General features: G+C 59.7%; 25 protein-coding genes and 1 other RNA gene. 21 read left to right on the top strand and 5 right to left on the bottom strand.

All coding sequences use genetic code 11. The features are described 5' to 3' along the window. Positions 1-74: 74 nt before the first annotated feature. A complete protein-coding gene (locus tag ACP7EE_RS09940) occupies positions 75-1,115 on the bottom strand; it encodes an NADP(H)-dependent aldo-keto reductase (RefSeq protein WP_426205768.1) in 1,041 nt (346 codons plus the stop codon). A gap of 245 nt (positions 1,116-1,360) precedes the next feature. Between ACP7EE_RS09940 and rplM the strand changes: the two genes are divergently transcribed. From rplM to ACP7EE_RS09975, 7 genes are all read left to right on the top strand, one after another. Continuing rightward, positions 1,361-1,789, top strand: a complete 429-nt coding sequence (gene rplM, locus ACP7EE_RS09945; RefSeq protein WP_420650835.1) for a 50S ribosomal protein L13 — start codon at positions 1,361-1,363, stop codon at positions 1,787-1,789. A 14-nt stretch (positions 1,790-1,803) separates the two neighbouring features. Beyond that, positions 1,804-2,196: a 30S ribosomal protein S9 gene (gene rpsI, locus ACP7EE_RS09950; protein ID WP_420650836.1), complete on the top strand. Its 393-nt coding sequence runs from the start codon at positions 1,804-1,806 to the stop codon at positions 2,194-2,196. 269 nt (positions 2,197-2,465) lie between these two features. After that, entirely contained in the window at positions 2,466-3,059 is a 594-nt protein-coding gene (petA, locus tag ACP7EE_RS09955; protein WP_420650837.1) for a ubiquinol-cytochrome c reductase iron-sulfur subunit, read from the top strand. Next, positions 3,059-4,270, top strand: a complete 1,212-nt coding sequence (locus ACP7EE_RS09960; protein ID WP_426234388.1) for a cytochrome b — start codon at positions 3,059-3,061, stop codon at positions 4,268-4,270. The genes petA and ACP7EE_RS09960 overlap by 1 nt, the downstream gene beginning before the upstream one ends. Beyond that, a complete protein-coding gene (locus tag ACP7EE_RS09965; RefSeq protein ID WP_420650839.1) occupies positions 4,270-5,052 on the top strand; it encodes a cytochrome c1 in 783 nt (260 codons plus the stop codon). The genes ACP7EE_RS09960 and ACP7EE_RS09965 overlap by 1 nt, the downstream gene beginning before the upstream one ends. Before the next feature lie 148 nt (positions 5,053-5,200). After that, positions 5,201-5,818, top strand: a complete 618-nt coding sequence (locus ACP7EE_RS09970) for a glutathione S-transferase N-terminal domain-containing protein (protein WP_007905304.1) — start codon at positions 5,201-5,203, stop codon at positions 5,816-5,818. A gap of 16 nt (positions 5,819-5,834) precedes the next feature. Further along, the gene (locus ACP7EE_RS09975) at positions 5,835-6,248 is read left to right on the top strand and encodes a ClpXP protease specificity-enhancing factor (protein WP_420650840.1); all 414 of its coding nucleotides are present in this window, start codon (positions 5,835-5,837) and stop codon (positions 6,246-6,248) included. Positions 6,249-6,299: 51 nt separating this feature from the next. On the opposite strand, the gene ACP7EE_RS09980 is transcribed toward ACP7EE_RS09975, so the two are convergent. The 4 genes from ACP7EE_RS09980 to ACP7EE_RS09995 form a co-directional block, all read right to left on the bottom strand. Beyond that, complete coding sequence (locus ACP7EE_RS09980) at positions 6,300-6,878, bottom strand: BON domain-containing protein (RefSeq protein ID WP_420650841.1); 579 nt, start codon at positions 6,876-6,878, stop codon at positions 6,300-6,302. After that, positions 6,875-7,468: a phosphoheptose isomerase gene (locus ACP7EE_RS09985; protein ID WP_007928463.1), complete on the bottom strand. Its 594-nt coding sequence runs from the start codon at positions 7,466-7,468 to the stop codon at positions 6,875-6,877. The genes ACP7EE_RS09980 and ACP7EE_RS09985 overlap by 4 nt, the downstream gene beginning before the upstream one ends. A gap of 102 nt (positions 7,469-7,570) precedes the next feature. Next, entirely contained in the window at positions 7,571-7,933 is a 363-nt protein-coding gene (locus ACP7EE_RS09990) for a YraN family protein (RefSeq protein ID WP_420650842.1), read from the bottom strand. Continuing rightward, positions 7,933-9,744, bottom strand: a complete 1,812-nt coding sequence (locus ACP7EE_RS09995) for a penicillin-binding protein activator (protein ID WP_426205769.1) — start codon at positions 9,742-9,744, stop codon at positions 7,933-7,935. The genes ACP7EE_RS09990 and ACP7EE_RS09995 overlap by 1 nt, the downstream gene beginning before the upstream one ends. Positions 9,745-9,921: 177 nt before the next feature. Between ACP7EE_RS09995 and rsmI the strand changes: the two genes are divergently transcribed. The 14 genes from rsmI (at position 9,922) to ACP7EE_RS10065 (ending at position 25,033) form a co-directional block, all read left to right on the top strand. Further along, positions 9,922-10,827, top strand: a complete 906-nt coding sequence (gene rsmI, locus ACP7EE_RS10000; protein WP_426205770.1) for a 16S rRNA (cytidine(1402)-2'-O)-methyltransferase — start codon at positions 9,922-9,924, stop codon at positions 10,825-10,827. Between the two features lie 73 nt (positions 10,828-10,900). Continuing rightward, an RNA gene (gene rnpB, locus ACP7EE_RS10005) (RNase P RNA component class A) lies at positions 10,901-11,254 on the top strand. Between the two features lie 404 nt (positions 11,255-11,658). Beyond that, positions 11,659-12,114 (top strand): division/cell wall cluster transcriptional repressor MraZ, encoded by a 456-nt coding sequence (mraZ, locus tag ACP7EE_RS10010; RefSeq protein ID WP_003178209.1) that lies wholly within the window; start codon positions 11,659-11,661, stop codon positions 12,112-12,114. Next, complete coding sequence (rsmH, locus tag ACP7EE_RS10015) at positions 12,111-13,058, top strand: 16S rRNA (cytosine(1402)-N(4))-methyltransferase RsmH (RefSeq protein ID WP_420650845.1); 948 nt, start codon at positions 12,111-12,113, stop codon at positions 13,056-13,058. Before mraZ ends, rsmH begins: the two co-directional genes overlap by 4 nt. Continuing rightward, positions 13,055-13,348, top strand: a complete 294-nt coding sequence (gene ftsL / locus ACP7EE_RS10020; RefSeq protein WP_420650846.1) for a cell division protein FtsL — start codon at positions 13,055-13,057, stop codon at positions 13,346-13,348. The genes rsmH and ftsL overlap by 4 nt, the downstream gene beginning before the upstream one ends. After that, positions 13,348-15,087: a peptidoglycan D,D-transpeptidase FtsI family protein gene (locus ACP7EE_RS10025; RefSeq protein WP_426205814.1), complete on the top strand. Its 1,740-nt coding sequence runs from the start codon at positions 13,348-13,350 to the stop codon at positions 15,085-15,087. Before ftsL ends, ACP7EE_RS10025 begins: the two co-directional genes overlap by 1 nt. After that, a complete protein-coding gene (locus ACP7EE_RS10030; RefSeq protein WP_426234389.1) occupies positions 15,087-16,550 on the top strand; it encodes a UDP-N-acetylmuramoyl-L-alanyl-D-glutamate--2,6-diaminopimelate ligase in 1,464 nt (487 codons plus the stop codon). Before ACP7EE_RS10025 ends, ACP7EE_RS10030 begins: the two co-directional genes overlap by 1 nt. Beyond that, positions 16,543-17,910 (top strand): UDP-N-acetylmuramoyl-tripeptide--D-alanyl-D-alanine ligase, encoded by a 1,368-nt coding sequence (locus ACP7EE_RS10035; RefSeq protein ID WP_426234390.1) that lies wholly within the window; start codon positions 16,543-16,545, stop codon positions 17,908-17,910. The genes ACP7EE_RS10030 and ACP7EE_RS10035 overlap by 8 nt, the downstream gene beginning before the upstream one ends. Beyond that, positions 17,910-18,992 carry a phospho-N-acetylmuramoyl-pentapeptide-transferase gene (gene mraY / locus ACP7EE_RS10040; protein WP_420650849.1) on the top strand — a complete coding sequence of 361 codons (1,083 nt, stop codon included), beginning with the start codon at positions 17,910-17,912 and terminating at the stop codon, positions 18,990-18,992. Before ACP7EE_RS10035 ends, mraY begins: the two co-directional genes overlap by 1 nt. 5 nt (positions 18,993-18,997) lie before the next feature. Beyond that, positions 18,998-20,344: a UDP-N-acetylmuramoyl-L-alanine--D-glutamate ligase gene (murD, locus tag ACP7EE_RS10045; RefSeq protein ID WP_426234391.1), complete on the top strand. Its 1,347-nt coding sequence runs from the start codon at positions 18,998-19,000 to the stop codon at positions 20,342-20,344. Then, positions 20,341-21,558, top strand: a complete 1,218-nt coding sequence (ftsW, locus tag ACP7EE_RS10050) for a putative lipid II flippase FtsW (RefSeq protein ID WP_426205776.1) — start codon at positions 20,341-20,343, stop codon at positions 21,556-21,558. Before murD ends, ftsW begins: the two co-directional genes overlap by 4 nt. After that, entirely contained in the window at positions 21,548-22,618 is a 1,071-nt protein-coding gene (gene murG, locus ACP7EE_RS10055) for an undecaprenyldiphospho-muramoylpentapeptide beta-N-acetylglucosaminyltransferase (protein ID WP_426205777.1), read from the top strand. The genes ftsW and murG overlap by 11 nt, the downstream gene beginning before the upstream one ends. A gap of 13 nt (positions 22,619-22,631) precedes the next feature. Continuing rightward, positions 22,632-24,071: a UDP-N-acetylmuramate--L-alanine ligase gene (murC, locus tag ACP7EE_RS10060; protein WP_426205815.1), complete on the top strand. Its 1,440-nt coding sequence runs from the start codon at positions 22,632-22,634 to the stop codon at positions 24,069-24,071. Then, positions 24,068-25,033, top strand: a complete 966-nt coding sequence (locus ACP7EE_RS10065; RefSeq protein WP_426234392.1) for a D-alanine--D-alanine ligase — start codon at positions 24,068-24,070, stop codon at positions 25,031-25,033. The genes murC and ACP7EE_RS10065 overlap by 4 nt, the downstream gene beginning before the upstream one ends. Positions 25,034-25,035 lie beyond the last annotated feature (2 nt).

Raw genomic sequence — 25,035 nt, forward strand, 5'->3', positions numbered from 1 at the left:
GGCAAGCCACGCTCCCACAGGTATCGCTGAACCTGTGGGAGCGTGGCTTGCCCGCGATTGGTTTTAACGGTAAATCAAGGGGCCGGATTCGGATGATCCTTGTGAATCGCCTCAATCCCCGCCAGCACTTCGTCGGAAAGTTTCAGCTCATAGCTGGCGATGTTGCTATCCAGTTGTTCCAGCGTCGTCGCACCAATGATGTTGCTGGTGACGAACGGCTGCTGATTTACAAAGGCCAAGGCCATCTGCGCCGGATCCAGATCGTGTTCGCGTGCCAATGCCACATAACGGCTGCACGCCGCTTCCGATTGCGCGTTGAAATAACGGCTGAAGCGGCTGTAGAGACTCAGGCGGCCCTTCGGTGGGCGTGCGCCACCCTCGTACTTGCCCGACAGGAACCCGAACGCCAGTGGCGAATAGGCGAGCAGACCGCACTGTTCACGGATGGCGATTTCCGCCAGACCTATCTCGAAGCTGCGATTGAGCAGGTTGTACGGGTTCTGGATCGACACCGCGCGCGGCCAGCCACGGGCTTCGGCCAACGCAAGAAACCGCATGGTGCCCCACGGTGTTTCGTTCGACAGGCCGATATGGCGAATCTTGCCGGCGCGCACTTGCTCGTCGAGCGCTTCGAGAGTGTCTTCGAGCGGCGTCAGGTTGGCTTCAGTCTGGTGCTTGTAGCCGAGCTGGCCGAAGAAATTGGTGCTGCGTTCCGGCCAATGCAGTTGATACAGGTCGATGTAGTCGGTCTGCAGGCGCGCGAGGCTGGCGTCCACGGCCTGGGTGATGTGCTGGCGGTTGTGGCGCAGATTCTTGTCGCGGATGTAGTCGATGGTGTTGCCCGGGCCGGCGATCTTGCTCGCCAGAATCCAGTCCGCGCGGTCGCCGCGACTCTTGAAGTAATTGCCGATGTAGCGCTCGGTGGTGGCATAGGTTTCGGCTTTCGGCGGCACCGGGTACATCTCGGCGGTGTCGATGAAATTGATCCCGGCTTCCTTGGCTCGTTCGATCTGGGCGAAGGCTTCAGCTTCAGTGTTTTGCTCGCCCCAGGTCATGGTGCCGAGGCAGATTGCACTCACGTTCAGGTCGGTACGGCCTAGCTGGCGATAGTCCATCGGGTGCTCCTTGGGCAAAACAATCATAAAAGCAGGTTGAAATATTTTTCGCAATCTGCATAATTGCCGACCTCTTTCTGCAGTGGAAGTGATGCGCCGCCGCCGAAGAATCTTGCCGTTGAACGGACGCGCCGACCCGAGCCCCCGAAAGCGTCTGTATCCGGCTGCCTTTGACTTGTCAAAGTACGCACTATTCAGTAAGATCCGCCGTCTAATTTACAGGGCGGCCCCTGAGGCTATAAAGAATGAAAACTTTTACTGCTAAACCGGAAACAGTACAGCGCGACTGGTTTGTCGTCGACGCTGCTGGTCAGACCCTGGGTCGTCTGGCCACTGAAATCGCCAGCCGTCTGCGTGGCAAGCACAAGGTCGAGTACACTCCTCACGTTGACACCGGCGACTACATCGTCGTAATCAATGCTGAGCAGATTCGTGTTACCGGTGCTAAAACCACTGACAAAATCTACTACTCCCACTCCGGTTTCCCGGGCGGTATCAAGTCGATCAACTTCGAAAAACTGATCGCCAAGGCCCCTGAGCGCGTGATCGAGACCGCGGTTAAAGGCATGCTGCCTAAAAACCCACTGGGTCGCGACATGTACCGTAAGCTGAAAGTCTATGCGGGCGCTGTACACCCACATACTGCTCAGCAGCCCCAAGAACTGAAGTTTTAACGGAATAGTACATTATGTCGGCGACTCAAAATTACGGCACTGGCCGTCGCAAGACCGCAACCGCACGCGTTTTCCTGCGTCCGGGTACTGGTAACATCTCCATCAACAACCGCACCCTGGAAAACTTCTTCGGCCGCGAAACTGCCCGCATGGTAGTTCGTCAGCCGCTGGAACTGACTGAGACTGTCGAGAAGTTCGACATCTACGTCACCGTGCTCGGTGGTGGTGTAAGTGGTCAAGCTGGCGCAATCCGCCACGGTATCACTCGCGCACTGATGGACTACGACGAAACCCTGCGTGGCGCTCTGCGCAAAGCCGGCTTCGTTACTCGCGACGCCCGTGAAGTTGAACGTAAGAAAGTTGGTCTGCGTAAAGCGCGTAAGCGTCCGCAGTACTCGAAGCGTTAATTCGCTTCCACGTTCAAAAAGAACGCCCGGCATCCTTACGGATCCGGGCGTTTTTTTATGCCTGCGATTTATCAAACAATTGCGCTGTGACAACTTGCCTCATTCGTAGACCCCCTATACTGCAAGGCCTGAGGCCCAAGCCTCCGGGTAATTCCCTTGTCAGAATTGGGGCTTTTCATTACCATTCGGCAAAATTTTTATAAGTACATAGATTCATATTTAGTAGATGCCTGATTTAACAGGCCACAAAGCTGATGGGAGAGGACTGAATGAGCAATGACGGCGTGAATGCAGGCCGGCGTCGCTTCTTGGTAGCAGCCACATCCGTGGTGGGTGCTGCAGGAGCGGTGGGGGCTGCGGTCCCGTTCGTGGGGTCATGGTTTCCCAGTGCCAAGGCGAAAGCCGCCGGTGCACCGGTGAAAGTGAATGTCAGCAAAGTCGAGCCAGGACAGCAGATGATTGCTGAATGGCGTGGCCAGCCGGTGTTCATTGTCCGCCGTACCGAGGAAATCCTGGGGAATCTGAAAAAGATCGAGGGCCAGCTCTCCGATCCGACCTCCAAAAACTCCGCGCAACCTACTTATGTCGATCCGGAAGTGCGTTCGATCAAGCCGGAGATCCTCCTGCTGATCGGTATCTGCACCCACTTGGGTTGCTCACCAACCTTCCGTCCCGAAGTGGCACCCGCGGATCTGGGCAAAGACTGGGTGGGCGGCTATTTCTGCCCTTGTCACGGTTCCCACTACGATCTGGCTGGCCGCGTCTACAAGTCGCAACCTGCGCCTTTGAACCTGCCAGTACCCCCGCATTCCTATGAGACCGACGACATCATTGTCATTGGCGTCGATACGGAGAAAGCGTGATGAGCAAGTTCATGGATTGGGTTGATGCGCGCTTCCCCGCGACCAAAATGTGGGAAGACCATCTCAGCAAATATTACGCTCCGAAAAACTTCAACTTCTTCTATTTCTTCGGTTCGCTCGCGCTGCTGGTTCTGGTCAATCAGATCGTTACCGGTGTCTGGCTGACGATGAGCTACACCCCTTCGGCGGAAGAGGCATTTGCTTCTGTCGAATACATCATGCGCGACGTCGAGTACGGCTCGATCCTGCGTCTGCTGCACTCCACTGGCGCTTCGGCGTTCTTCATCGTGGTCTATCTGCACATGTTCCGTGGCTTGCTCTACGGTTCATACCAGAAGCCGCGTGAGCTGGTGTGGGTGTTCGGCATGCTGATCTACCTGGCGTTGATGGCCGAGGCTTTCATGGGTTATCTGCTGCCGTGGGGCCAGATGTCCTACTGGGGCGCGCAGGTGATCATCTCGCTGTTCGGCGCGATTCCGGTGATCGGCAACGACCTGACCCAGTGGATTCGTGGTGACTACCTGATTTCCGGGATCACCCTGAATCGCTTCTTCGCCTTGCACGTTGTGGCGCTGCCGATCGTGATTCTCGGTCTGGTGGTGCTGCACATTCTGGCGCTGCACGAAGTCGGCTCGAACAACCCGGACGGCGTCGACATCAAGAAACACAAAGACGAAAACGGTATCCCGCTGGACGGCATTGCCTTCCACCCGTACTACACGGTGAAAGATATCGTCGGCGTTGTAGTGTTCCTGTTCATCTTCTGCTTCATCGTGTTCTTCTTCCCGGAAATGGGCGGTTACTTCCTCGAAAAACCGAACTTCGAGCCAGCCAACCCGTTCAAGACACCGGAGCACATTGCGCCGGTCTGGTACTTCACGCCGTACTACGCAATTCTGCGGGCGATCCCTGACAAGCTCATGGGCGTTATTGCCATGGGTGCGGCAATTGCGGTGCTGTTCGTCCTGCCTTGGCTCGACCGTAGTCCGGTCAAGTCGATGCGCTACAAAGGCTGGATGAGCAAAGTCTGGCTGCTGGTGTTCTGCATTTCGTTCGTGATTCTGGGTGTTCTGGGGGTTCTGGCTCCGACGCCAGGTCGTACGTTGCTGTCGCAGATCTGCACCTTCCTGTACTTCGCCTACTTCATTCTGATGCCGTTCTACACCAGGCTCGAGAAGACCAAAAAGGTTCCGGAAAGGGTGACTGGCTGATGAAAAAGTTATTTTTTGCACTGATTCTTGCTGCTTTGCCTGCGCTGTCGTTCGCGGCTGAACACGGTGGTCCGGAACTGGAAAAAGTCGACATCGACGTCTCCGATAAGGCCGCCCTGCAAGATGGCGCGCGTACTTTTGCCAACTATTGCATGGGCTGTCACAGCGCCAAATTCCAGCGCTATGAGCGCGTAGCCGATGACCTCGGCGTTCCGCACGAGTTGATGCTGGAGAAACTGGTATTCACCGGTGCCAAGATTGGCGACCACATGAACATCGGCATGCAGCCAGCCGATGCCAAGACCTGGTTCGGCGCCGCGCCGCCAGATCTGACGCTGGTGGCTCGCGTGCGTGGCACGGATTGGCTCTACGGTTACCTGAAGTCGTTCTACGAAGATCCTGCGCGCCCTTGGGGCGTGAACAACAAGGTCTTCCCGAACGTCGGCATGCCTAACGTGCTGGTCGGCCTGCAAGGTCGTCAGGTGGTTGGCTGCAAGCAGGTGCAGATCGTCGAGGACGGCAAGAAGCAATATGATCCGCTGACCGGTACGCCGCTGACTCATGAAGCGTGCGATCAGTTGACCATCGTGCCGAAGTCCGGTGCTCTTAACGAAGAGCAGTTCGATGAGAAGGTCAAGAATCTGGTAACCTTCCTGGCTTACTCGGCTAACCCGGTTAAGCTGCAACATCAGCGCATCGGCACTTACGTCTTGTTGTACCTGGCGTTCTTCTTTGTGTTCGCCTACCTGCTCAAGCGTGAATACTGGAAAGACGTGCACTGATACGCTTCAAGCAATTGCTGTTAATCGCGCGCGCCCAAGGGCGTCTCTGTAAACGCAACGTCTGGTCTGCCAGATGTTGCGGGAGACGCCCTCTGGGCGCGCGCGTTTTTTCCGGCTCCGATAATTTCAACAAGCGAGGAGGATCGCCATGGGCGTGACCAATCGGTTGGCCTGTTACTCCGACCCCGCCGACCACTATTCCCACCGAGTGCGCATCGTACTTGCAGAGAAGGGTGTCAGCGCCGAGATCATTTACGTGGAGGCTGGTCGTCAGCCGCCTAAACTGATTGAGGTGAACCCTTACGGCAGTCTGCCCACGCTGGTCGATCGTGACCTGGCGTTGTGGGAGTCGACCGTGGTGATGGAATATCTGGATGAGCGTTACCCGCATCCGCCATTGCTGCCGGTGTATCCGGTGGCGCGGGCCAACAGTCGTCTGCTGATTCATCGTATTCAGCGTGACTGGTGTGGTCTGGTGGATCTGATTCTGGATTCACGCACCAAGGAAGCCGCGCGCGTCGTGGCGCGCAAGGAATTGCGTGAAAGCCTGACTGGCGTGTCGCCGCTGTTCGCCGACAAGCCGTTTTTCCTCAGTGAGGAACAAAGTCTGGTGGATTGCTGCCTATTGCCAATACTCTGGCGTTTGCCGATTCTGGGTATTGAACTGCCACGGCCAGCCAAGCCGTTGCTTGATTACATGGAGCGCTCGTTTGCGCGTGAGGCATTCCAGGCGAGTCTGTCTGGTGTCGAACGCGACATGCGCTAAGGCTTAAGGAGCCGCTATGAACTCCAGTCGACCATATCTGGTCCGCGCGCTCTACGAGTGGATTGTGGATAACGATTGCACCCCGCACATGCTGGTCAATTCCGAATACCCGGCGGTGCAGGTTCCGCAGGGTTTCGCCAGTGACGGGCAGATTGTCCTGAACGTCTCGCCAAGCGCTGTACGGCATTTGCACATGGACAACGACGTGGTGACCTTCGAAGGTCGCTTCGGTGGTGTCCCGCACAGCCTGTACGTGCCTATCGCCGCTATTCTGGGTATCTATGCCCGGGAGAATGGTCAGGGCATGGTGTTTGATCTGGAATCGCCGATGGATGACGAGGAAGAGATCGAACCGGATGACGATGTTCCACCACCGGGCAGCGAGCCGCCGCGACCTAGCGGCCGGCCAAGTCTGAAAGTGGTGAAGTAATAAAAAAGGCGACCCGAGAGGGTCGCCTTTTTTATTGCGTAGAAAACGTGATCAGTCGATGTATTCGAACAGCTTCACGATCTTCTGTACGCCGCTCACGCCTTGCACCAGGTTGGTCGCCTGAGCGGCTTCCTGTTTGGTCAGCAGGCCCAGCAGGTAAACGATGCCGTTCTCGGTGATGACCTTGATTCGCGAGCCCGGGATGCTGGCGTCGGTGAGCATCTGGGTTTTGATCTTGGTGGTCAGCCACGAATCGTTCTGGCGGGCGACGAAACCGGAAGGCGCGATGACTTGCAGTTCGTTGTGTACTTTCTTCACGCGCTGCACGCTGGCGGCTGCCTGTTCGGCTTTGGCCTTGAGGTCTGCGCGTGGGGTTTGGCCGGCCAGCAGCACTACGCCGTTGAAGCTGGTGACGACAACGTGCGAATCGTTGTCCAGTGCCGGATCGGCCTTGGCGATGTTGACGCCGACTTTGGTTTCGATCAGCGAGTCATCGATCTTGCTGCCGAAGGTGCGCGTGCCACGGTCATCTTCAATCGGCGCTTCACGGCTGGCGTTGACCACCGAGGTGCAGCCGCTGATGCCGAGGCACAGGGTCAGGGCCAGTAGGCCTAGGCGATTAGGGGTCATTCTTCACTCCCGAACAGTTGGCTGTCGATCAGATCACAAAGGCAATGGATCGCCAGCAAGTGGACTTCCTGAATACGTGCGGTGACGTTGGCCGGTACGCGAATCTCGACGTCCTCGGGCAGTAGCAGTGATGCCATGCCTCCGCCATCGCGGCCGGTCAATGCTACGACAATCATTTCGCGATCATGTGCGGCCTGGATCGCTTGAATAATGTTCGCCGAATTGCCGCTGGTCGAAATCGCCAGCAAAACGTCGCCTGGCTGGCCGAGGGCGCGGATCTGCTTGGAGAACACTTCGTTGTAGCTGTAGTCGTTGGCGATCGAGGTGATCGTCGAGCTATCGGTGGTCAGTGCGATGGCCGGCAGGCTCGGGCGCTCGCGCTCGAAGCGGTTGAGCAGTTCCGAAGAAAAGTGCTGGGCATCGCCGGCTGAGCCGCCGTTGCCGCACGAAAGCATTTTGCCCTCGTTGAGCAACGCGTTGACCATCACCTGGCTGGCTTGCTCGATGTGCGGTGCAAGTACGTCCATCGCCTGTTGCTTGGTGTCGATACTGGCCTGAAAAAGCTGGCGAATTCGGGATTGCATGTCCATCTGTGTGACCTTAATTAGCGCGGCTGTCCGGCACGTGAATGTGCAGCCCGCAAAGCAAAGAGCAAAATTGTGGGGTGAAAATGTCCGGGTCGGCGCAGGCGCTCAACTGTCGAACGCATTCTGCAACCAGTTCAGCTGATCATGATGGCTGTCGATGGCCACCACGTCGAAACGGCAGGGGGAATTGGCCCAGCGCGACTCACGCTGAAGAAAAAACTGCGCGGCGAAAATCACTTTCTGCCGCTTGCGCCCATCGATGCTGTCGAGCGCGCCACCCCATTGAGTGTTCTTTCGGTAACGGACTTCGACGAATACTACTGTATCGCCATCAAGCATGACCAGATCAAGCTCGCCGCGTTTGCATAACCAGTTCTGCGCCAACAGGCGCAGACCGTGCTGTTGCAGATGCTCGAGCGCTAGGCGCTCGGCATCCTTGCCGCTTTGCAGGTGTGCCGCGTCGGGCATCAGCGCGGGGTGTCCGGCAGGCGCTGAATCTGACCGCTGACGAACTGCGCCCATGGCAACTGGCGAACCACGCGCTGGGTCTGGGTCATGCCGAGGCTGCCCGATTGACCTTCGATACGGCTGTCCGGCAAGGCCTTGAGTTGACCGAGGCGCGGCGCCAGACGATAGGCATCAACACCCATCGCGTACAGACGACCGAGGCTGCCTGAGGCTTGCGGCCATTGCGCGGCCACTTGTTTGCGCAACGGATCGTTGGCATCCAGCAACCAAGGCGTTTCGCAGAAGCGCACGCCGTTCATGTCGTTGTACTGGTTGACGTCACCGCTGGCGCTGAACACGTGCGAAGTCGCGTAAACCGGAACGTCACCAGCGTACTGGAAGTTCAGGGTCGGCTTGATCTGCTGCGCCTGTTGCGGGGTGGCGGCGAGGAAGATGAACTCGATGTCCTGGCGGCGCGAGGGCTGTGCGGCTACGTTGGTGCCAGCAGCATTCTGCAGGCTCTTGGCGCGACCTTCGCTCTGACGCAGCTGGAACATGTCAGCGATCTGCTGGGCCAGTTGTACCGGCTGATCGACGCGCTCGGTGGCGACGATGCTGCCGCCGTTGGCTTGCCAGTCCTGGCTGAACGCACGCAACACGCGGTCGCCCCATTCGCCTTTCGGCACCATGATTGCGGCGCGATGCAGGCCGTCGGCGCGGGCGCGGCGGGATACTTCACGAGCTTCGTCTTCAGCGGCCAGACCGAACTGGAACAACTGCGCCGGACCTTGTTCGCCTTCGCTGTAGTTCAGCGCGAGGGTGGTGATCGGCAGTTGCGGACGAGTGCTCAGTTGTTTGACCAGTGGTTTTTCCAGCGGGCCGACAACCAGTTGCACGCCATCGGCCTGAGCCTTGCGATAGAACTCGTCGAGGTTGCTCAGTTTCGAGCTGTCATAGAACTGGATGGCTGGCGGGTTTTGACCGGCCTGTTGCGCTTGATAGTGAGCAGCCATGAAGCCTTCGCGCAACGCTTTGCCGACCGCAGCGAGCGGGCCGTCTTGCGGCAGCAGCAGGGCGATCTTGCTCAGTGGCTGGCTCGCCAGTTCCTTGAGTTTGGTCAGCGGCAGCGGCAGGTTGATCGCGGCCGGGTGTTTCGGGTTCTGCGCGCGCCAGGTGTCGATCGCGGCTTGCTGCTGTTCCAGAGTGCCGGCGGTTTTCACTGCCAGAGCCAGGCTCATCCAGCCGCCGAGGTCGTCGGTGGTAGTCGGTTGCAGTTGCTCGGTCGGCAGAGAGGCGATCAGGGTCCAGATCGCTTCGTGGTTTTTGCTGGCGGCTTCACCCTGCAGCATCGGCGCGATGAAGATGCGCTCGCGGGCGGCAGCCAGAGTCTGGCCGTCTGCTTCAAGGGCGCGGGCGTGAACGGTGCCGGTGCGCACTTGTTGCTCTTCGGACAGCTCGCCGAGACGTTGCAGGCTTGGATGGCTCAAAGCCGTCAGCGCCGCTTTCGGCTGGTTGCGGGTCATCGCCAGCTCAGCAGACAAGGTGGCAGCGAAGACCTGCTGGCCGGGCTTGAGTTGCTCCATTGGCACTTGTTGCAGGATCTGCGCGGACTGGCCGGCGTTGCCCTGACGATAGGCCAGGTCAGCGGCGCTCAGGCGCAGCAACGCAGCTTTTTCCGGGGTTTTGCTTTGAGCGGCCTGCTCGAGCAGTTGCTCGATGCTGGCATCCGGGGTCCGTGGAAGTTCGCCAAGGCTGGAAGAAGAATTGCTGGCGCAAGCCGCCAGCAAGGCAGCGAGGCAGAGGGCAGTAAACAGCCGCAGGCAAGCGATCATGTAAGTGTTCCTGATACTCGATCAAATTAGCGTGGAATTGTACCCAAGCACTGGCCGGGGCGCGACGTTGCTGGCGTGAATCAGTCAATTTAGCTGGTGAAACCACAATCGCCCGGCATAACAGTGCTACAAACCGTGTCTGCACCGAGTGCGTCGCCAGTCGCGTGACACGCTACAATGGCCGCTTTTACCGATCATGAGGTGTGCGCTTTGACTGCTCCAGGTGCTTTGAATTCCGCTGCGGGCTCGCTATTTGTGGTGGCGACGCCCATCGGCAACCTGGACGACATCAGCGCCCGCGCGTTGAAAATCCTCCGTGAAGTGGCGCTGATCGCCGCTGAGGACACGCGTCACTCCCAGCGGCTGATGCAGCATTTCGGTATTTCCACGCCGCTGGCGGCTTGTCATGAGCACAACGAGCGCGATGAAGGCAGCCGGTTTATCACGCGACTGCTCGCTGGCGACAACATAGCCTTGATCTCCGATGCGGGCACGCCGCTGATTTCCGATCCGGGTTATCACCTGGTGCGTCAGGCGCGCGCCGCCGGCGTCAATGTGGTGCCGGTGCCCGGTGCCTGTGCGTTGATCGCGGCGTTGTCGGCTGCCGGTCTGCCGTCGGATCGTTTTATCTTTGAAGGTTTTTTGCCAGCCAAGGCTGTAGGGCGCAAGGCGCGTCTGGAAGCGATCAAGGAAGAGCCGCGCACGTTGATTTTCTACGAAGCGCCGCACCGCATCCTCGAATGTCTGCAGGACATGGAGACAGTATTCGGTCCTGATCGCCCGGCATTGCTTGCTCGGGAAATCACCAAAACCTTCGAAACCCTCAAGGGTTTACCGATGGCTGAGTTGCGCGCATTCGTCGAATCGGACAGCAATCAGCAGCGCGGCGAGTGCGTAGTCGTGGTTGCGGGCTGGACAGCGCCGGAATCGGAAGACGCGGTCAGCAGCGAGGCGATGCGTGTGCTCAATCTTCTGCTCGAAGAGATGCCGCTCAAGCGCGCAGCGGCTTTGGCAGCGCAAATCACCGGTGAGCGCAAAAACGTTCTGTATCAAGTGGCGCTGGATCAGCAAAAAGGCGTGTAAGCCGTCGCCCATAACGCTCTTGGGGCTTTTAGCGCTTGTTCTTCGGCCGCTCTGCCGTTAACCTTTGCGGCGGAGAGTCGATCGGACAGTCGCTGCCCTCTATGAAAATTAGGGGGGGGAGGAAAGTCCGGGCTCCATAGGGCGAAGTGCCAGGTAATGCCTGGGAGGCGCGAGCCTACGGAAAGTGCCACAGAAAATAACCGCCTAAGCGCTTCGGCGCCGGTAAGGGTGAAAAGGTGCGGTAAGAGCGCACCGCACGTCTGGCAACAGTTCGTGGCTAGGTAAACCCCACTTGGAGCAAGACCAAATAGGGTCCCAAGGCGTGGCCCGCGCTGGGACCGGGTAGGTTGCTAAAGATGTCCAGTGATGGCCATCGTAGACGAATGACTGTTCAAGACAGAACCCGGCTTACAGATCGACTCTCCACCTTTTTCTTTTCCCTGCTTGAAATTGAAGTGACAGGGCTGTTAATTATCAGCAGCCCTGCTCGGAAAGTTCGGCAGCGGCACCCCGCAGTAATAGCCATTTCCCACTGCGCTTCAATCAACAGCAGAAGCGCGTTTGTAATACCGAAAAAATCTTACTCTTAACAAATTACATTAACTTTCGAGCGCAGCCTTCCGTGCTGCATCAAGTTATTGCCCTCAAGTCGACGTCAGATTCCCGTTACACCTCCTTTTATGCTGCTAAATCTCCGTTCTGTAAGGGTTTTCCTTTAATGCGCGCCTTGACGGTGTGGTGGGCGCATTCCTATAGTGTGCGCAAGTGGCGGAAAGTGGCATGAAGTGGGTTTTTTGAGCTCAAAACGATAAAAATTGGAGAAACGCTGACGTGTTTCGCGGAGCTAACGCTATCAGTCTCGATGCAAAGGGCCGTCTCGCTATGCCGAGCCGGTACCGTGACGAGCTCGTTTCGCGTAGTTCCGGCCAATTGATCGTGACCATTGATGCCGTTGATCCATGCCTGAGTGTCTACCCGCTCGATGAGTGGGAAATTATTGAAACCAAGCTGCGCGCGCTTCCTTCGCTTCGCGAAGAGAACCGTCGCCTGCAACGTTTGCTGATTGGTAATGCCGTCGACCTCGAACTCGATGGCAGTGGTCGTTTTCTGGTTCCACCGCGTCTGCGCGAATACGCCAAGCTCGATAAGCGCGCGATGCTGGTGGGCCAACTGAACAAGTTCCAATTGTGGGACGAGGATGCCTGGAATGCGGTTTCTGCCGCTGACCTGGCTGCTATTCAACAACCGGGCGCGATGCCTGACGAACTGCGTGATTTGATCCTGTGACTATTGATAGCGGCTTTAACCACATCACCGTACTGCTTGACGAAGCCGTCGAGGCTCTCGCCGTACGTCCTGATGGATGCTATCTGGACGGTACGTTCGGGCGCGGCGGGCACAGTCGGTTGATCCTCAGCAAGCTCGGTCCTGACGGTCGGCTTCTTGGATTTGATAAAGATCCACAAGCGATTGCCACCGGGCAAACGCTAGCGGCCGAAGACGGCCGCTTTGTCGTTGTGCAGCGCAGCTTTGCCGAGCTCGGTTCGGAAGTCGCCGAACGCGGCATGGCCGGCAAGGTCAGCGGCATTTTGCTCGACCTCGGCGTGTCCTCGCCGCAGCTCGATGATGCCGAACGCGGCTTCAGTTTCCTCAACGACGGCCCGCTGGACATGCGCATGGATCCGTCGCGCGGCATCAGCGCGGCCGAGTTCGTCAACACTGCGCCAGCCGAAGAAATCGCCCGAGTGTTCAAGGAATACGGCGAAGAACGTTTCTCCGGTCGCATGGCGCGCGCCGTTGCCGAGCGCCGCGACATCAAGCCGTTCGAGCGCACCGCCGATCTGGCTGAAGTGTTGAAAGTCGCCAACCCGGCGTGGGAAAAGGGCAAGAACCCGGCCACCCGTGCATTCCAGGGGCTGCGCATTCACGTCAACAACGAATTGGGCGATCTGGAGGCCGGTCTCGAAGCCGCTCTGGAAGCGCTGGAAATCGGCGGTCGTCTGGTCGTGATCAGCTTCCACTCGCTGGAAGACCGCATCGTCAAACTGTTCATGCGCAAACTGGTGAAAGGCGAAGCCGATAACCTGCCGCGCAACCTGCCGGTTCGCCACGTAGCGTTCGAACCGAAAATCAAAGTCCATGGCAAAGCGCAGACGGCCTCCGACGCCGAACTCAAAGCCAACCCACGTTCGCGTAGCGCCGTCATGCGCGTGGCGGAGAAGTTGCGGTGAGCAAGCTTTTCGCCAAGCCCCTGCCGGGCGGCAGCTTCTTCATGCTGCTGCTGTTTGTCGGCGTGCTCGTATCGGCGATTGCCGTGTCTTACAGCGCGCACTGGAACCGCCAGTTGCTGAACAATCTGTACAACGAACTCAGCGTGCGCGACAAGGCGCAGGCCGAGTGGGGCCGGCTGATTCTCGAGCAGAGCACCTGGACCGCCCACAGCCGGATCGAAGTGCTGGCCAGCGAACAGCTGAAAATGCACATCCCTGGCGCGGCTGACGTGAAGATGGTGGCGCCATGATGAAACTCGAAGGCGCGCTCTTTCCGTGGCGGTTCCGGTTGATGGTCGCGCTGCTCGGCGTGATGGTGGCTGCAATTTGCTGGCGCATCATCGACCTGCAAGTAGTCGACCGTGACTTCCTCAAAGGTCAGGGCGACGCGCGCAGTCTGCGGCACATTCCGATTCCGGCACACCGTGGCCTGATCACCGACCGTAATGGCGAACCTTTGGCCGTGAGTACCCCGGTGACCACCCTGTGGGCCAATGCCAAGGAAATGCAGACCGCCAAGGAAAAGTGGCCAGCACTGGCTGCCGCGCTGGGTCAGGATCCGAAAGCCCTGACCGAACGCCTCGAAGCTCAGGCCAACAAAGAATTCATTTATCTGGTGCGCGGGCTGACCCCCGAGCAGGGCCAGTCGGTGCTCGATCTGAAAGTGCCGGGCGTCTATGGCATTGAAGAGTTCCGCCGCTTCTACCCGGCAGGCGAAGTCACCGCGCACATGGTCGGCTTTACCGACATTGATGATCACGGTCGCGAAGGGGTCGAACTGGCCTACGACGAATGGCTGGCCGGTGTCCCCGGCAAACGCCAAGTCATCAAGGATCGGCGCGGACGCCTGATCAAGGATGTCCAGGTCACCAAAAACGCCAAGGCCGGCAAGCCCTTGGCGTTGTCGATTGACCTGCGTCTGCAATATCTGGCCAACCGCGAGCTGCGTAACGCGATCATCGAGAACGGCGCCAAGGCTGGCAGCCTGGTGATCATGGACGTGAAGACCGGCGAGATTCTGGCCATGGTCAATCAGCCGACTTATAACCCGAACAACCGCCGCAACCTGCAGCCGGCGATGATGCGTAACCGCGCGATGATCGACGTGTTCGAACCAGGTTCGACCATGAAAGCCATCTCGATGAGCGCTGCGATCGAAACCGGCCGCTGGAAGCCGAGCGACACCGTTGAGGTGTATCCGGGTACTTTGCAGATCGGCAAGTACACTATTAAAGACGTTTCCAAGTCGGAAGGCCCGGTGCTGGATCTGACCGGGATTCTGATCAATTCCAGTAACGTCGGCATGAGTAAGGTCGCGTTCGATATCGGCGGCGAAACGATTTTCCGTCTCGCGCAGAAAGTCGGTCTTGGCCAGGACACCGGTCTCGGTTTCCCGGGCGAGCGTGTGGGAAACCTGCCGAACTACCGCGAGTGGCGTAAAGCTGAAACGGCGACGCTGTCTTACGGCTACGGTATTTCCGTGACCGCGATCCAGTTGGTGCATGCCTTCTCGGCGCTGGCCAACAACGGTCGCCTCGCGCCGCTGACCCTGATCAAAACCGACAAAATGCCGCAGACCACGCAAGTGCTCCCCGAAACCGTGGCGAAAACCATGCAAGGCATGCTGACCCAAGTGATCGAGGCGCCGCGCGGCGTGTTCCGTGCGCAGGTGCCGGCGTATCACGTGGCCGGCAAGTCCGGTACTGCACGTAAAACCTCGGTCGGCACCAAGGGTTACGCCGAAAACTCGTACCGTTCGCTGTTCGCCGGTTTCGGTCCGATGAGCGATCCGCGCTATGCAATCGTTGTAGTGATCGATGAACCGAGCAAGGCCGGTTACTTCGGTGGTCTGGTTTCCGCGCCGGTGTTCAGCCGTGTGATGTCCGGCACCCTGCGCCTGATGAACGTCACCCCGGACAACCTGCCGACCACACAACAGGCCAATGCCAACCCGGTCGTTCCGCTGAAAGCCAATGGAGGGCGCGGCTGATGTCTCTTAGTCTGAACAAGATTTTTCCCCACGCCGGCCACGATCTGCTGATTCGTGAACTGGCGCTGGACAGCCGTAACGTACGCGCGGGTGATTTGTTCCTCGCGGTGCCCGGCGGCAAATTTGATGGCCGTGCGCACATCGCCGATGCCTTGCAACGCGGCGCCGCAGCCGTGGCTTATGAAGTCGAAGGCGCCACCGTGCTGCCAATCACCGACGTGCCGCTGATTCCGGTCAAAGGTCTGGCGGCGCAGCTGTCGGACATCGCCGGACGCTTCTACGGTGAGCCAAGCCATCATCTGAATCTGGTCGGCGTGACCGGCACCAACGGCAAGACCAGCGTCACCCAACTCGTCGCGCAGGCGCTGGATCTGCTCGGTCAGCATTGCGGGATTGTCGGCACCCTCGGCACCGGTTTTTACGGCGCGCTGCAAAGCGGCCTGCACACCACGCCGAATCCGATTGCCGTGCAAGCGACCCTCGGCGACCTGAAAAAGGCCGGCGCCAAAGCTGTGGCCATGGAAGTTTCCTCCCACGGTCTGGATCAGGGGCGCGTTACTGCGCTGGCATTCGACGTGGCGGTGATGACCAACCTGTCGCGTGATCATCTGGATTACCACGGCAGCATGCAGGCTTACGGCGAGGCCAAGGCCAAGCTGTTCGCCTGGAATGACCTGAAGTGCCGCGTGGTCAATCTCGATGACGAATTCGGCCAGCAACTGGCTGCCGAAAAACGCGAGTCGCGCCTGATTACTTACAGCCTGCTCGACAAGAGCGCTTACCTGTATTGCCGCGAAGCGCAGTTCGATGACCACGGCGTGCGCGCCACGCTGGTCACGCCGCAGGGCGAACATCACCTGCGCAGCACGCTGCTTGGCCGTTTCAACCTGAGCAACGTACTGGCTGCGGTCGGCGCTTTGCTCGGTCTGGATTACGCGCTGGACGAAATTCTCAAAGTGCTGCCCAAGCTCGAAGGCCCGGCCGGACGCATGCAGCGTCTCGGCGGTGGTACTCAGCCGCTGGTGGTGGTCGATTACGCGCATACCCCGGATGCGCTGGAAAAAGTGCTGACCGCGCTGCGCCCGCACGTCAAAGGCCAGTTGCTGTGCCTGTTCGGCTGCGGCGGCGACCGTGATCGCGGCAAGCGTCCGCTGATGGCCGAAGTGGTCGAGCGTCTGGCTGACCGCGTGCTGGTCACCGATGACAACCCGCGCACTGAAGATCCGGCAGTGATTTTCGATGACATCCGCGCCGGTTTCACGTCTGTGGATAAAGTCACCTTTGTCGCCGGCCGTGGCCAGGCGATTGCACAACTGATTGCTGGCGCAACCGCCGATGACGTGATTGTTCTGGCCGGTAAAGGTCACGAGGACTATCAGGAAATCAACGGCGAGCGTCATGCCTTCTCTGATCTGGTCGAGGCGGATCACGCCCTGACCGCGTGGGAGGTGAGCCATGCTTAAAGCACTCAAGCTCAGCGAGCTGACCAACGCCCTCGACGCACGCCTGATCGCTGACGATGCAAGTTTCGACGGCGTGAGCATCGACAGCCGGGCGATCAAGCCTGGCCAACTGTTTATCGCCCTGACCGGCCCGCGCTTCGACGGTCACGACTATTTGAATGACGTCGCCGCTAAAGGCGCGGTTGCAGCACTGGTTGAGCGTGAAGTCGCCGACAGCACTTTGCCGCAACTGTTGGTCAAGGATACCCGTCAGGCCCTCGGCCAGTTGGGTGCCCTGAACCGCGCGGCATTTGCTCAGCCAGTGGCGGCAGTTACCGGTTCCAGCGGCAAAACCACGGTCAAGGAAATGCTCGCGAGTATTCTGCGCACCCGTGGCTCGGTGCATGCGACCCGCGGCAATCTGAATAACGACCTCGGCGTACCGCTGACCTTGCTCGAACTTGCCGCTGAACACAGCGCGGCAGTCATCGAACTGGGCGCTTCGCGCTTGGGCGAAATTGCTTACACCGTAGGGCTGACCCAGCCGCACGTGGCGATCCTCAACAACGCAGGGACCGCCCATGTCGGCGAGTTCGGCGGGCCGGAGAAAATCGTCGAAGCCAAAGGCGAAATCATCGAAGGCCTGGCCGCTGATGGCGTCGCCGTGCTCAATCTTGATGACAAGGCGTTCGGCATCTGGAAGACCCGCGCCGCGGGTCGCAAAGTGCTGACCTTCGCCTTGAGCAACACTCAAGCAGACTTCTACGCCAGCGATCTGGCCACCGATGCACGCGGTTGCCCGGCGTTCAATCTGCACAGTCCTGAAGGTGTGGAACGGGTGCAACTGAACCTGCTCGGCACGCATAACGTCGCCAATGCGCTGGCCGCTGCCGCTGCTGCGCACGCCTTGGGCGTGTCACTGTTCGGCATTGCCACCGGGCTTGGCGCGGTACAACCGGTCAAGGGTCGCACCGTCGCGCAACTGGCGAAAAACGGCATGCGCGTAATTGATGACACTTACAACGCAAACCCCACCTCCATGTGCGCGGCCGTTGATATACTCGCCGGCTTTTCCGGCCGCACCGTCCTGGTGCTCGGAGATATCGGCGAGTTGGGCGACTGGGCGGAGCAGGGGCACCGCGACGTGGGCGAATACGCCCGGGGCAAGGTATCTGCGCTGTACGCAGTCGGGCCAAACATGCTTCACGCCGTCAACGCTTTCGGTGAGCAGGCGCAGCACTTCGGCACACAAGCCGAACTGATTCAGGCCCTCGCCGTCGAGCAGGACACAAACACCACCATTTTGATCAAGGGTTCGCGCAGTGCAGCGATGGAAAACATCGTTGCGGCTCTGTGCGGGTCAAGTCTGGAGAAACATTAATGCTGCTGCTGCTAGCGGAGTATCTGCAACAGTTCTACAAAGGCTTCGCGGTCTTTCAGTACCTGACCCTGCGCGGGATCCTCGGTGTGCTGACCGCGCTGGTTTTGTCGCTGTGCTACGGCCCGTGGATGATCCGCACCCTGCAGAACCGTCAGATCGGTCAGTCGGTGCGTAACGACGGCCCGCAATCGCACCTGTCCAAGTCGGGCACCCCGACCATGGGCGGCGCGCTGATTCTGTCTTCGATCGGCGTCAGCACTCTGCTCTGGGCTGACCTGAGCAACCGCTATGTGTGGACCGTGCTGCTGGTGACCTTGCTGTTCGGCGCCATCGGTTGGGTCGACGATTACCGCAAAGTCATCGAGAAGAACTCGCGTGGCCTGCCGAGCCGCTGGAAGTATTTCTGGCAATCGGTGTTCGGCCTCGGCGCAGCGATCTTCCTGTATATGACCGCTTCGACCCCGGTGGAAACCACCCTGATCCTTCCGATGCTCAAGGACTACAGCATTCCGCTGGGCTTCGGTTTCATCGTGCTGACTTACTTTGTGATCGTCGGTTCGAGCAACGCAGTCAACCTGACTGACGGCCTCGACGGCCTGGCGATCATGCCAACCGTGATGGTCGGCGGTGGTCTGGGCATTTTCTGCTACCTGTCGGGTAACGTGAAATTCGCTGAATACCTGTTGATCCCGTACGTACCGGGCGCGGGCGAGCTGATCGTGTTCTGCGGTGCGCTGATCGGTGCCGGCCTCGGCTTCCTGTGGTTCAACACCTATCCGGCACAAGTATTCATGGGCGACGTCGGCGCACTGGCACTCGGCGCAGCGCTGGGCACTATCGCCGTGATCGTGCGGCAGGAGATCGTCCTGTTCATCATGGGCGGCGTGTTCGTGATGGAAACCCTGTCGGTGGTCATCCAGGTTGCGTCCTTCAAGCTGACCGGTCGCCGCGTATTCCGCATGGCGCCGATTCACCACCACTTTGAACTCAAGGGCTGGCCTGAGCCGCGTGTGATCGTCCGTTTCTGGATCATCACCGTGATTCTCGTGCTGGTTGGCCTTGCCACCCTGAAGCTGAGGTAGAACGAGTGTCTCTGATCGCTTCTGACCACTTCCGCATCGTTGTCGGCCTCGGCAAGAGCGGCATGTCCCTGGTTCGCTTCCTGGCGAACCGGGGCACGTCGTTTGCCGTGGCAGACACGCGGGACAATCCACCGGAACTGGCCACGCTCAAGCGTGACTATCCGCACGTGGAAGTGCGTTGTGGCGAGCTGGACGTCGAATTTCTGTGCCGGGCCGACGAGCTCTACGTGAGCCCCGGTCTGGCGCTGGCGACTCCGGCCCTGCAAGCCGCTGCGGCGCGTGGCGTGAAAATGTCCGGCGACATCGAGCTGTTCGCGCGTCACGCGAAGGCGCCGATTGTCGCGATCACCGGTTCCAATGCGAAAAGCACCGTGACCACACTGGTCGGCGAGATGGCGGCTGCGGCCGGCAAACGCGTGGCAGTCGGTGGCAACCTCGGAACGCCGGCGCTGGATCTGCTCAGCGACGACGTTGAGTTGTATGTGATGGAACTGTCGAGTTTCCAACTGGAAACCACCGACCAGCTCAACGCCGAAGTGGCGACTGTGCTCAACATCAGTGAAGACCACATGGATCGCTACAGCGGTCTGCCGGCGTATCACCTGGCCAAGCACCGGATCTTCCGTGGGGCGAAGCAGTTTGTCGTCAACCGTCAGGATGCACTCAGCCGTCCACTGATTGGCGAGGGCCAACCGTGCTGGACCTTCGGCCTGAGCAAACCTGATTTCAAGGCGTTTGGCATTCGCGAAGAAGACGGCGAGAAGTATCTGGCCTTCGAATTCCAGAACCTGATGCCGGTGCGCGAGTTGAAAGTTCGCGGCGCACACAACCAGTCCAATGCCCTCGCGGCGCTGGCGCTCGGTCACGCGGTCGGTTTGCCGTTCGATGCGATGCTCAGCGCGCTGCGCAGCTTCGCCGGGCTCGAGCACCGTTGCCAATGGGTGCGTGATCTGGACGGCGTCGGCTATTACAACGATTCCAAAGCCACCAACGTCGGCGCCGCACTGGCCGCCATCGAAGGCCTCGGCGCGGACATCGACGGCAAAGTCGTGCTGATCGCCGGTGGCGACGGCAAGGGTGCCGAATTCAACGATCTGCGCGATCCGGTGACGGCCAACTGCCGCGCCGTGATCCTGATGGGCCGCGACTCCGACAAGATCGGCGCGGCCATCGGTGATGGCGTGCAACTGATTCGTGTCGGCTCGCTGGTCGAAGCTGTCGAGCAATGCCGCGCTGCTGCCCAACCGGGTGATGTAGTGCTGCTGTCGCCGGCCTGCGCCAGTTTCGACATGTTCAAGAATTATGAAGACCGTGGTCACCAGTTCGTCCGCGCCGTGGAGGAATTGGCATGAACCTGAGAAACATCATCAAGCCGTACCCGTCGCCGCTGATTACCGGACGCGGCATCGACCTCGATTTTCCGATGCTTGCCGGTTGCCTGGCACTGCTCGGCCTCGGCTTGATCATGATCGCCTCGGCATCCACTGAAGTGGCCGCCGCGCAGTCGGGCAGTCCGCTGTATTACATGATTCGCCACCTTATTTATGTGGTGCTGGGCCTGGGCGCGTGCATCGTCACCATGATGATTCCGATCGCGACCTGGCAGCGCCTCGGCTGGTTGATGCTGCTCGGCGCGTTCGGTCTGCTGATCATGGTGATCATCCCGGGGATCGGCCGTGAAGTTAACGGTTCGATGCGCTGGATCGGTTTCAGCTTCTTCAACGTGCAACCGTCCGAGATTGCCAAGGTGTTCGTGGTGATCTACCTCGCCGGTTATCTGGTACGTCGTCAGAAAGAAGTGCGCGAGAGTTGGATGGGCTTCTTCAAGCCATTCATCGTGCTGCTGCCGATGGCCGGCCTGTTGCTGATGGAGCCGGACTTCGGTGCCACCGTCGTGATGATGGGTGCTGCGGCGGCGATGCTGTTCCTTGGCGGGGTCGGGCTGTTCCGCTTCTCGCTGATGGTGGTGCTGGCCGTTGGCGCGGTGGTGTTGCTGATTCAGATGCAGCCGTACCGGATGGCGCGTCTGACCAACTTCGCCGACCCGTGGGCTGACCAGTTCGGCGCCGGCTATCAGTTGTCGCAAGCCCTGATCGCATTCGGTCGCGGCGAATGGCTGGGCGTAGGTCTGGGCAACAGTGTGCAAAAACAGTTTTATCTGCCGGAAGCGCACACTGACTTCGTGTTCTCGGTACTTGCCGAAGAACTCGGCGCCGTTGGTTCGCTGTGCACCGTCGCGCTGTTCGTGTTCGTGTGTATTCGCGGCATGTACATCGGCTTGTGGGCCGAGAAGGCCAAGCAATTCTTCGCCGCTTATGTTGCCTACGGCCTGTCGTTCCTGTGGATCGGCCAGTTCCTGATCAATATCGGTGTGAACGTCGGCCTGCTGCCGACCAAGGGCCTGACCCTGCCGTTCCTCAGTTACGGCGGCAGCTCGTTGGTGATTTGCTGTGCCTGCCTCGGCTTGTTGCTGCGCATCGAGTGGGAGAGTCGAACGCACCTGGGCAGTGAAGAAATGGAATTCCATGAGAGCGACTTCGCAGAGGAGCCGAATCATGGGCGCTAACGTATTGATCATGGCCGGCGGAACCGGCGGCCACGTGTTCCCGGCGCTGGCCTGTGCCCGCGAGTTTCAGGCGCGCGGTTACACCGTGCACTGGCTCGGCACGCCGCGCGGCATCGAAAACGATCTGGTGCCGGCTGCAGGGCTTGAATTGCACCGGATCAACGCCAGCGGTCTGCGCGGCAAGGGCAAGCTGTCGCTGCTCAAGGCGCCGTTGATGCTGCTGAAATCAGTGTGGCAGGCGCGGGCGATCATTCGCCGTCTGCGTCCGGTGTGTGTGGTCGGCTTCGGCGGTTATGTGACCGGCCCCGGTGGCCTCGCCGCGAAACTGGCCGGCGTGCCGGTGATCGTCCACGAGCAGAACGCTGTGGCCGGCACCGCCAATCGGTTGCTGGTGCCGTTCGCCGCCCGAGTGTGTGAAGCGTTCCCCGACACCTTTACCCTGTCGGACAGCCGCCGTACCACCGGGAATCCGGTGCGCAGCGAGCTGTTCCTCGACACCCCGCGTCCGGCCCTGGCCGGACGCAAAGCGCGTTTGCTGATCCTCGGCGGAAGCCTGGGCGCAGAGCCGTTGAACAAATTGCTGCCTGAAGCGCTGGCGCAAGTCGCTGCCGATTTGCGTCCGGAAGTTTTCCATCAGGCTGGCAGAAACCACGATGAAGTGACTGCAGAGCGCTACCGCGCCGCCGGCGTTGAAGCGCAGGTGCAGCCGTTCATCAAAGACATGGCCCAGGCGTATGGCTGGGCTGACCTGGTGGTGTGCCGTGCAGGCGCATTGACCATCAGTGAACTGGCCGCCGCCGGTCTGCCCTCGATGCTGGTGCCTTTGCCCCACGCGATCGACGATCACCAGACCCGCAACGCCGATTATTTGGCCCGTGAAGGCGCAGCCTTCCTGATGCCGCAAAGAACGACTGGTGCAGCGGATCTTGCCGCGCGCCTGACAGAGGTCTTGATGCAACCGCAACGACTTGAAGAAATGGCCCAAGCGGCCCGCCGTCTGGCGAAACCCGAAGCCACCCGCAGTGTGGTCGATACCTGTCTGGAGGTGGCCCGTGGTTGAGAATCAGAAAGCCATGCCGCAACCGGAAATGCGCCGCATCCGTCGCATCCACTTCGTCGGCATCGGCGGTGTGGGCATGTGCGGCATCGCCGAAGTGTTGTTGAACCTTGGCTACCAGGTCTCTGGTTCGGACCTGAAGGCGTCGCCAGTCACCGAGCGTCTGGAATCTTTCGGCGCACAGATCTTCATCGGCCACCGCGCCGAGAACGCTGCGACTGCCGATGTGCTGGTAGTGTCGAGCGCCGTCAACACGTCCAACCCGGAAGTGGCGAACGCGCTGGAACGCCGTATCCCGGTGGTGCCGCGTGCCGAAATGCTGGCTGAACTGATGCGCTACCGCCACGGCATCGCCGTCGCCGGTACGCATGGCAAAACCACCACCACCAGCCTGATCGCTTCGGTGTTCGCTGCCGGTGGTCTGGATCCGACGTTCGTGATCGGTGGTCGCCTGAATGCAGCGGGCACCAATGCCCAGCTCGGCACCAGCCGTTACCTGATCGCCGAAGCCGACGAAAGCGATGCGAGTTTCCTGCATCTGCAACCGCTGGTGGCCGTGGTCACCAACATCGACGCCGACCACATGGCGACCTACGACGGCGACTTCAACAAATTGAAGAAAACCTTCGTCGAGTTCCTGCACAACTTGCCGTTCTACGGTCTGGCGGTGGTATGCCTGGACGATCCGGTGGTGCGTGAAATCCTCCCGCTGGTGAAGCGTCCGACCGTGACTTACGGTTTCAGCGAAGACGCCGACGTACGCGCAATCAATGTGCGCCAGCAGGGCATGCAGACCTTCTTCACTGTGCTGCGTCCTGACCGCGAGCCGCTGGATGTTTCGGTGAACATGCCGGGCAACCACAACGTACTCAACTCGCTGGCGACCATCTGCATCGCCACCGATGAGGGCGTCAGCGACGAAGCCATCGTGCAAGGTCTGTCCGGTTTCCAGGGTGTTGGCCGACGCTTCCAGGTCTACGGCGAACTGCCGGTGGACGGCGGCAGCGTGATGCTGGTCGATGACTACGGTCACCACCCGACCGAAGTCGCAGCCGTGATCAAAGCCGTGCGCGGTGGCTGGCCGGAGCGCCGTCTGGTGATGGTCTACCAGCCGCACCGTTACAGCCGCACCCGCGACCTGTACGACGATTTCGTCAATGTACTGGCCGACGCCAACGTGCTGCTGCTGATGGAAGTCTATCCGGCCGGTGAAGAGCCGATACCCGGTGCCGACAGCCGCAAGCTGTGCAACAGCATCCGTCAACGCGGTGCGCTCGACCCGATCTACATCGAGCGTGGCGTCGATCTGGCGCCGCTGGTCAAGCCGCTGCTGCGTGCCGGCGACATTCTGTTGTGCCAGGGCGCCGGGGATATCGGCGGTCTCGCACCGAAACTGTTGAAAAGTGAGTTGTTCGCCGGTGCCGTGGTTGCATCGGTCGAGGGGAAGTTGAAATGACTGCTGCCTACGCCAATCTGGTTTCCACCATCGCGCCGAAAGACTTCGGTCGTGTTGCCGTGCTGTTCGGTGGCAAGAGTGCCGAGCGCGAAGTTTCGCTGAAGTCTGGCAATGCCGTGCTCAGCGCATTGCAAAGCGCTGGCGTGAACGCATTCGGCATCGACGTCGGTGATGACTTGCTGCAGCGTTTGCTGGCCGAAAAGATCGACCGTGCGTTCATCATTCTCCACGGTCGTGGCGGTGAAGACGGCAGCATCCAGGGCCTGCTCGAATGCGCCGGCATTCCTTACACCGGCAGCGGCATTCTGGCTTCCGCACTGGCCATGGACAAACTGCGCACCAAGCAGGTCTGGCACAGCCTCGGGATTCCGACGCCGCGTCACGCCGTGCTGTGCAGCGAAGCCGATTGTATTTCGGCAGCGACGGAACTGGGCTTCCCTTTGATCGTCAAACCGGCGCATGAAGGTTCAAGTATCGGTATGGCCAAAGTGAATTCTGCGTCCGAGTTGATCGACGCATGGAAAGCGGCCAGTACCTACGATTCGCAAGTGTTGGTCGAGCAATGGATTCAAGGTCCGGAGTTCACCATCGCCACCCTGCGTGACCAGGTGTTGCCTCCAATCGCCCTGGGTACGCCCCACACGTTTTACGACTACGACGCCAAGTACGTGGCCAACGATACCCAGTATCGGATCCCGTGCGGGCTCGATGCTGCCAAGGAACAAGAACTCATGGACCTCACGGCGAAAGCCTGTGAGGCGTTGGGTATCGCCGGTTGGGGCCGCGCCGACGTGATGCAGGACGCCGACGGGCAGTTCTGGTTCCTCGAAGTGAATACCGCACCGGGCATGACCGATCACAGCCTGGTGCCGATGGCGGCGCGAGCTGCCGGTCTGGATTTCCAGCAACTGGTTGTAGCGATTCTGGCCGCCAGTGTTGGCCAGCAAGAGGCGCGAGGTTAAGA

It is taken from the genome of Pseudomonas sp. TWP3-2 (genome assembly GCF_049897765.1).
Classification (GTDB): Bacteria; Pseudomonadota; Gammaproteobacteria; order Pseudomonadales; family Pseudomonadaceae; genus Aquipseudomonas.

Coding starts and splice junctions, on each gene's coding strand:
- ACP7EE_RS09940 (WP_426205768.1), bottom strand. CDS start 1,115: ATGGACTATCGCCAGCTAGGCCGTACCGACCTGAACGTGAGTGCAATC.
- rplM (WP_420650835.1), top strand. CDS start 1,361: ATGAAAACTTTTACTGCTAAACCGGAAACAGTACAGCGCGACTGGTTT.
- rpsI (WP_420650836.1), top strand. CDS start 1,804: ATGTCGGCGACTCAAAATTACGGCACTGGCCGTCGCAAGACCGCAACC.
- petA (WP_420650837.1), top strand. CDS start 2,466: ATGAGCAATGACGGCGTGAATGCAGGCCGGCGTCGCTTCTTGGTAGCA.
- ACP7EE_RS09960 (WP_426234388.1), top strand. CDS start 3,059: ATGAGCAAGTTCATGGATTGGGTTGATGCGCGCTTCCCCGCGACCAAA.
- ACP7EE_RS09965 (WP_420650839.1), top strand. CDS start 4,270: ATGAAAAAGTTATTTTTTGCACTGATTCTTGCTGCTTTGCCTGCGCTG.
- ACP7EE_RS09970 (WP_007905304.1), top strand. CDS start 5,201: ATGGGCGTGACCAATCGGTTGGCCTGTTACTCCGACCCCGCCGACCAC.
- ACP7EE_RS09975 (WP_420650840.1), top strand. CDS start 5,835: ATGAACTCCAGTCGACCATATCTGGTCCGCGCGCTCTACGAGTGGATT.
- ACP7EE_RS09980 (WP_420650841.1), bottom strand. CDS start 6,878: ATGACCCCTAATCGCCTAGGCCTACTGGCCCTGACCCTGTGCCTCGGC.
- ACP7EE_RS09985 (WP_007928463.1), bottom strand. CDS start 7,468: ATGGACATGCAATCCCGAATTCGCCAGCTTTTTCAGGCCAGTATCGAC.
- ACP7EE_RS09990 (WP_420650842.1), bottom strand. CDS start 7,933: ATGCCCGACGCGGCACACCTGCAAAGCGGCAAGGATGCCGAGCGCCTA.
- ACP7EE_RS09995 (WP_426205769.1), bottom strand. CDS start 9,744: ATGATCGCTTGCCTGCGGCTGTTTACTGCCCTCTGCCTCGCTGCCTTG.
- rsmI (WP_426205770.1), top strand. CDS start 9,922: ATGGCCGCTTTTACCGATCATGAGGTGTGCGCTTTGACTGCTCCAGGT.
- ACP7EE_RS10025 (WP_426205814.1), top strand. CDS start 13,348: ATGAAACTCGAAGGCGCGCTCTTTCCGTGGCGGTTCCGGTTGATGGTC.
- ACP7EE_RS10030 (WP_426234389.1), top strand. CDS start 15,087: ATGTCTCTTAGTCTGAACAAGATTTTTCCCCACGCCGGCCACGATCTG.
- ACP7EE_RS10035 (WP_426234390.1), top strand. CDS start 16,543: ATGCTTAAAGCACTCAAGCTCAGCGAGCTGACCAACGCCCTCGACGCA.
- mraY (WP_420650849.1), top strand. CDS start 17,910: ATGCTGCTGCTGCTAGCGGAGTATCTGCAACAGTTCTACAAAGGCTTC.
- ftsW (WP_426205776.1), top strand. CDS start 20,341: ATGAACCTGAGAAACATCATCAAGCCGTACCCGTCGCCGCTGATTACC.
- murG (WP_426205777.1), top strand. CDS start 21,548: ATGGGCGCTAACGTATTGATCATGGCCGGCGGAACCGGCGGCCACGTG.
- murC (WP_426205815.1), top strand. CDS start 22,632: ATGCCGCAACCGGAAATGCGCCGCATCCGTCGCATCCACTTCGTCGGC.
- ACP7EE_RS10065 (WP_426234392.1), top strand. CDS start 24,068: ATGACTGCTGCCTACGCCAATCTGGTTTCCACCATCGCGCCGAAAGAC.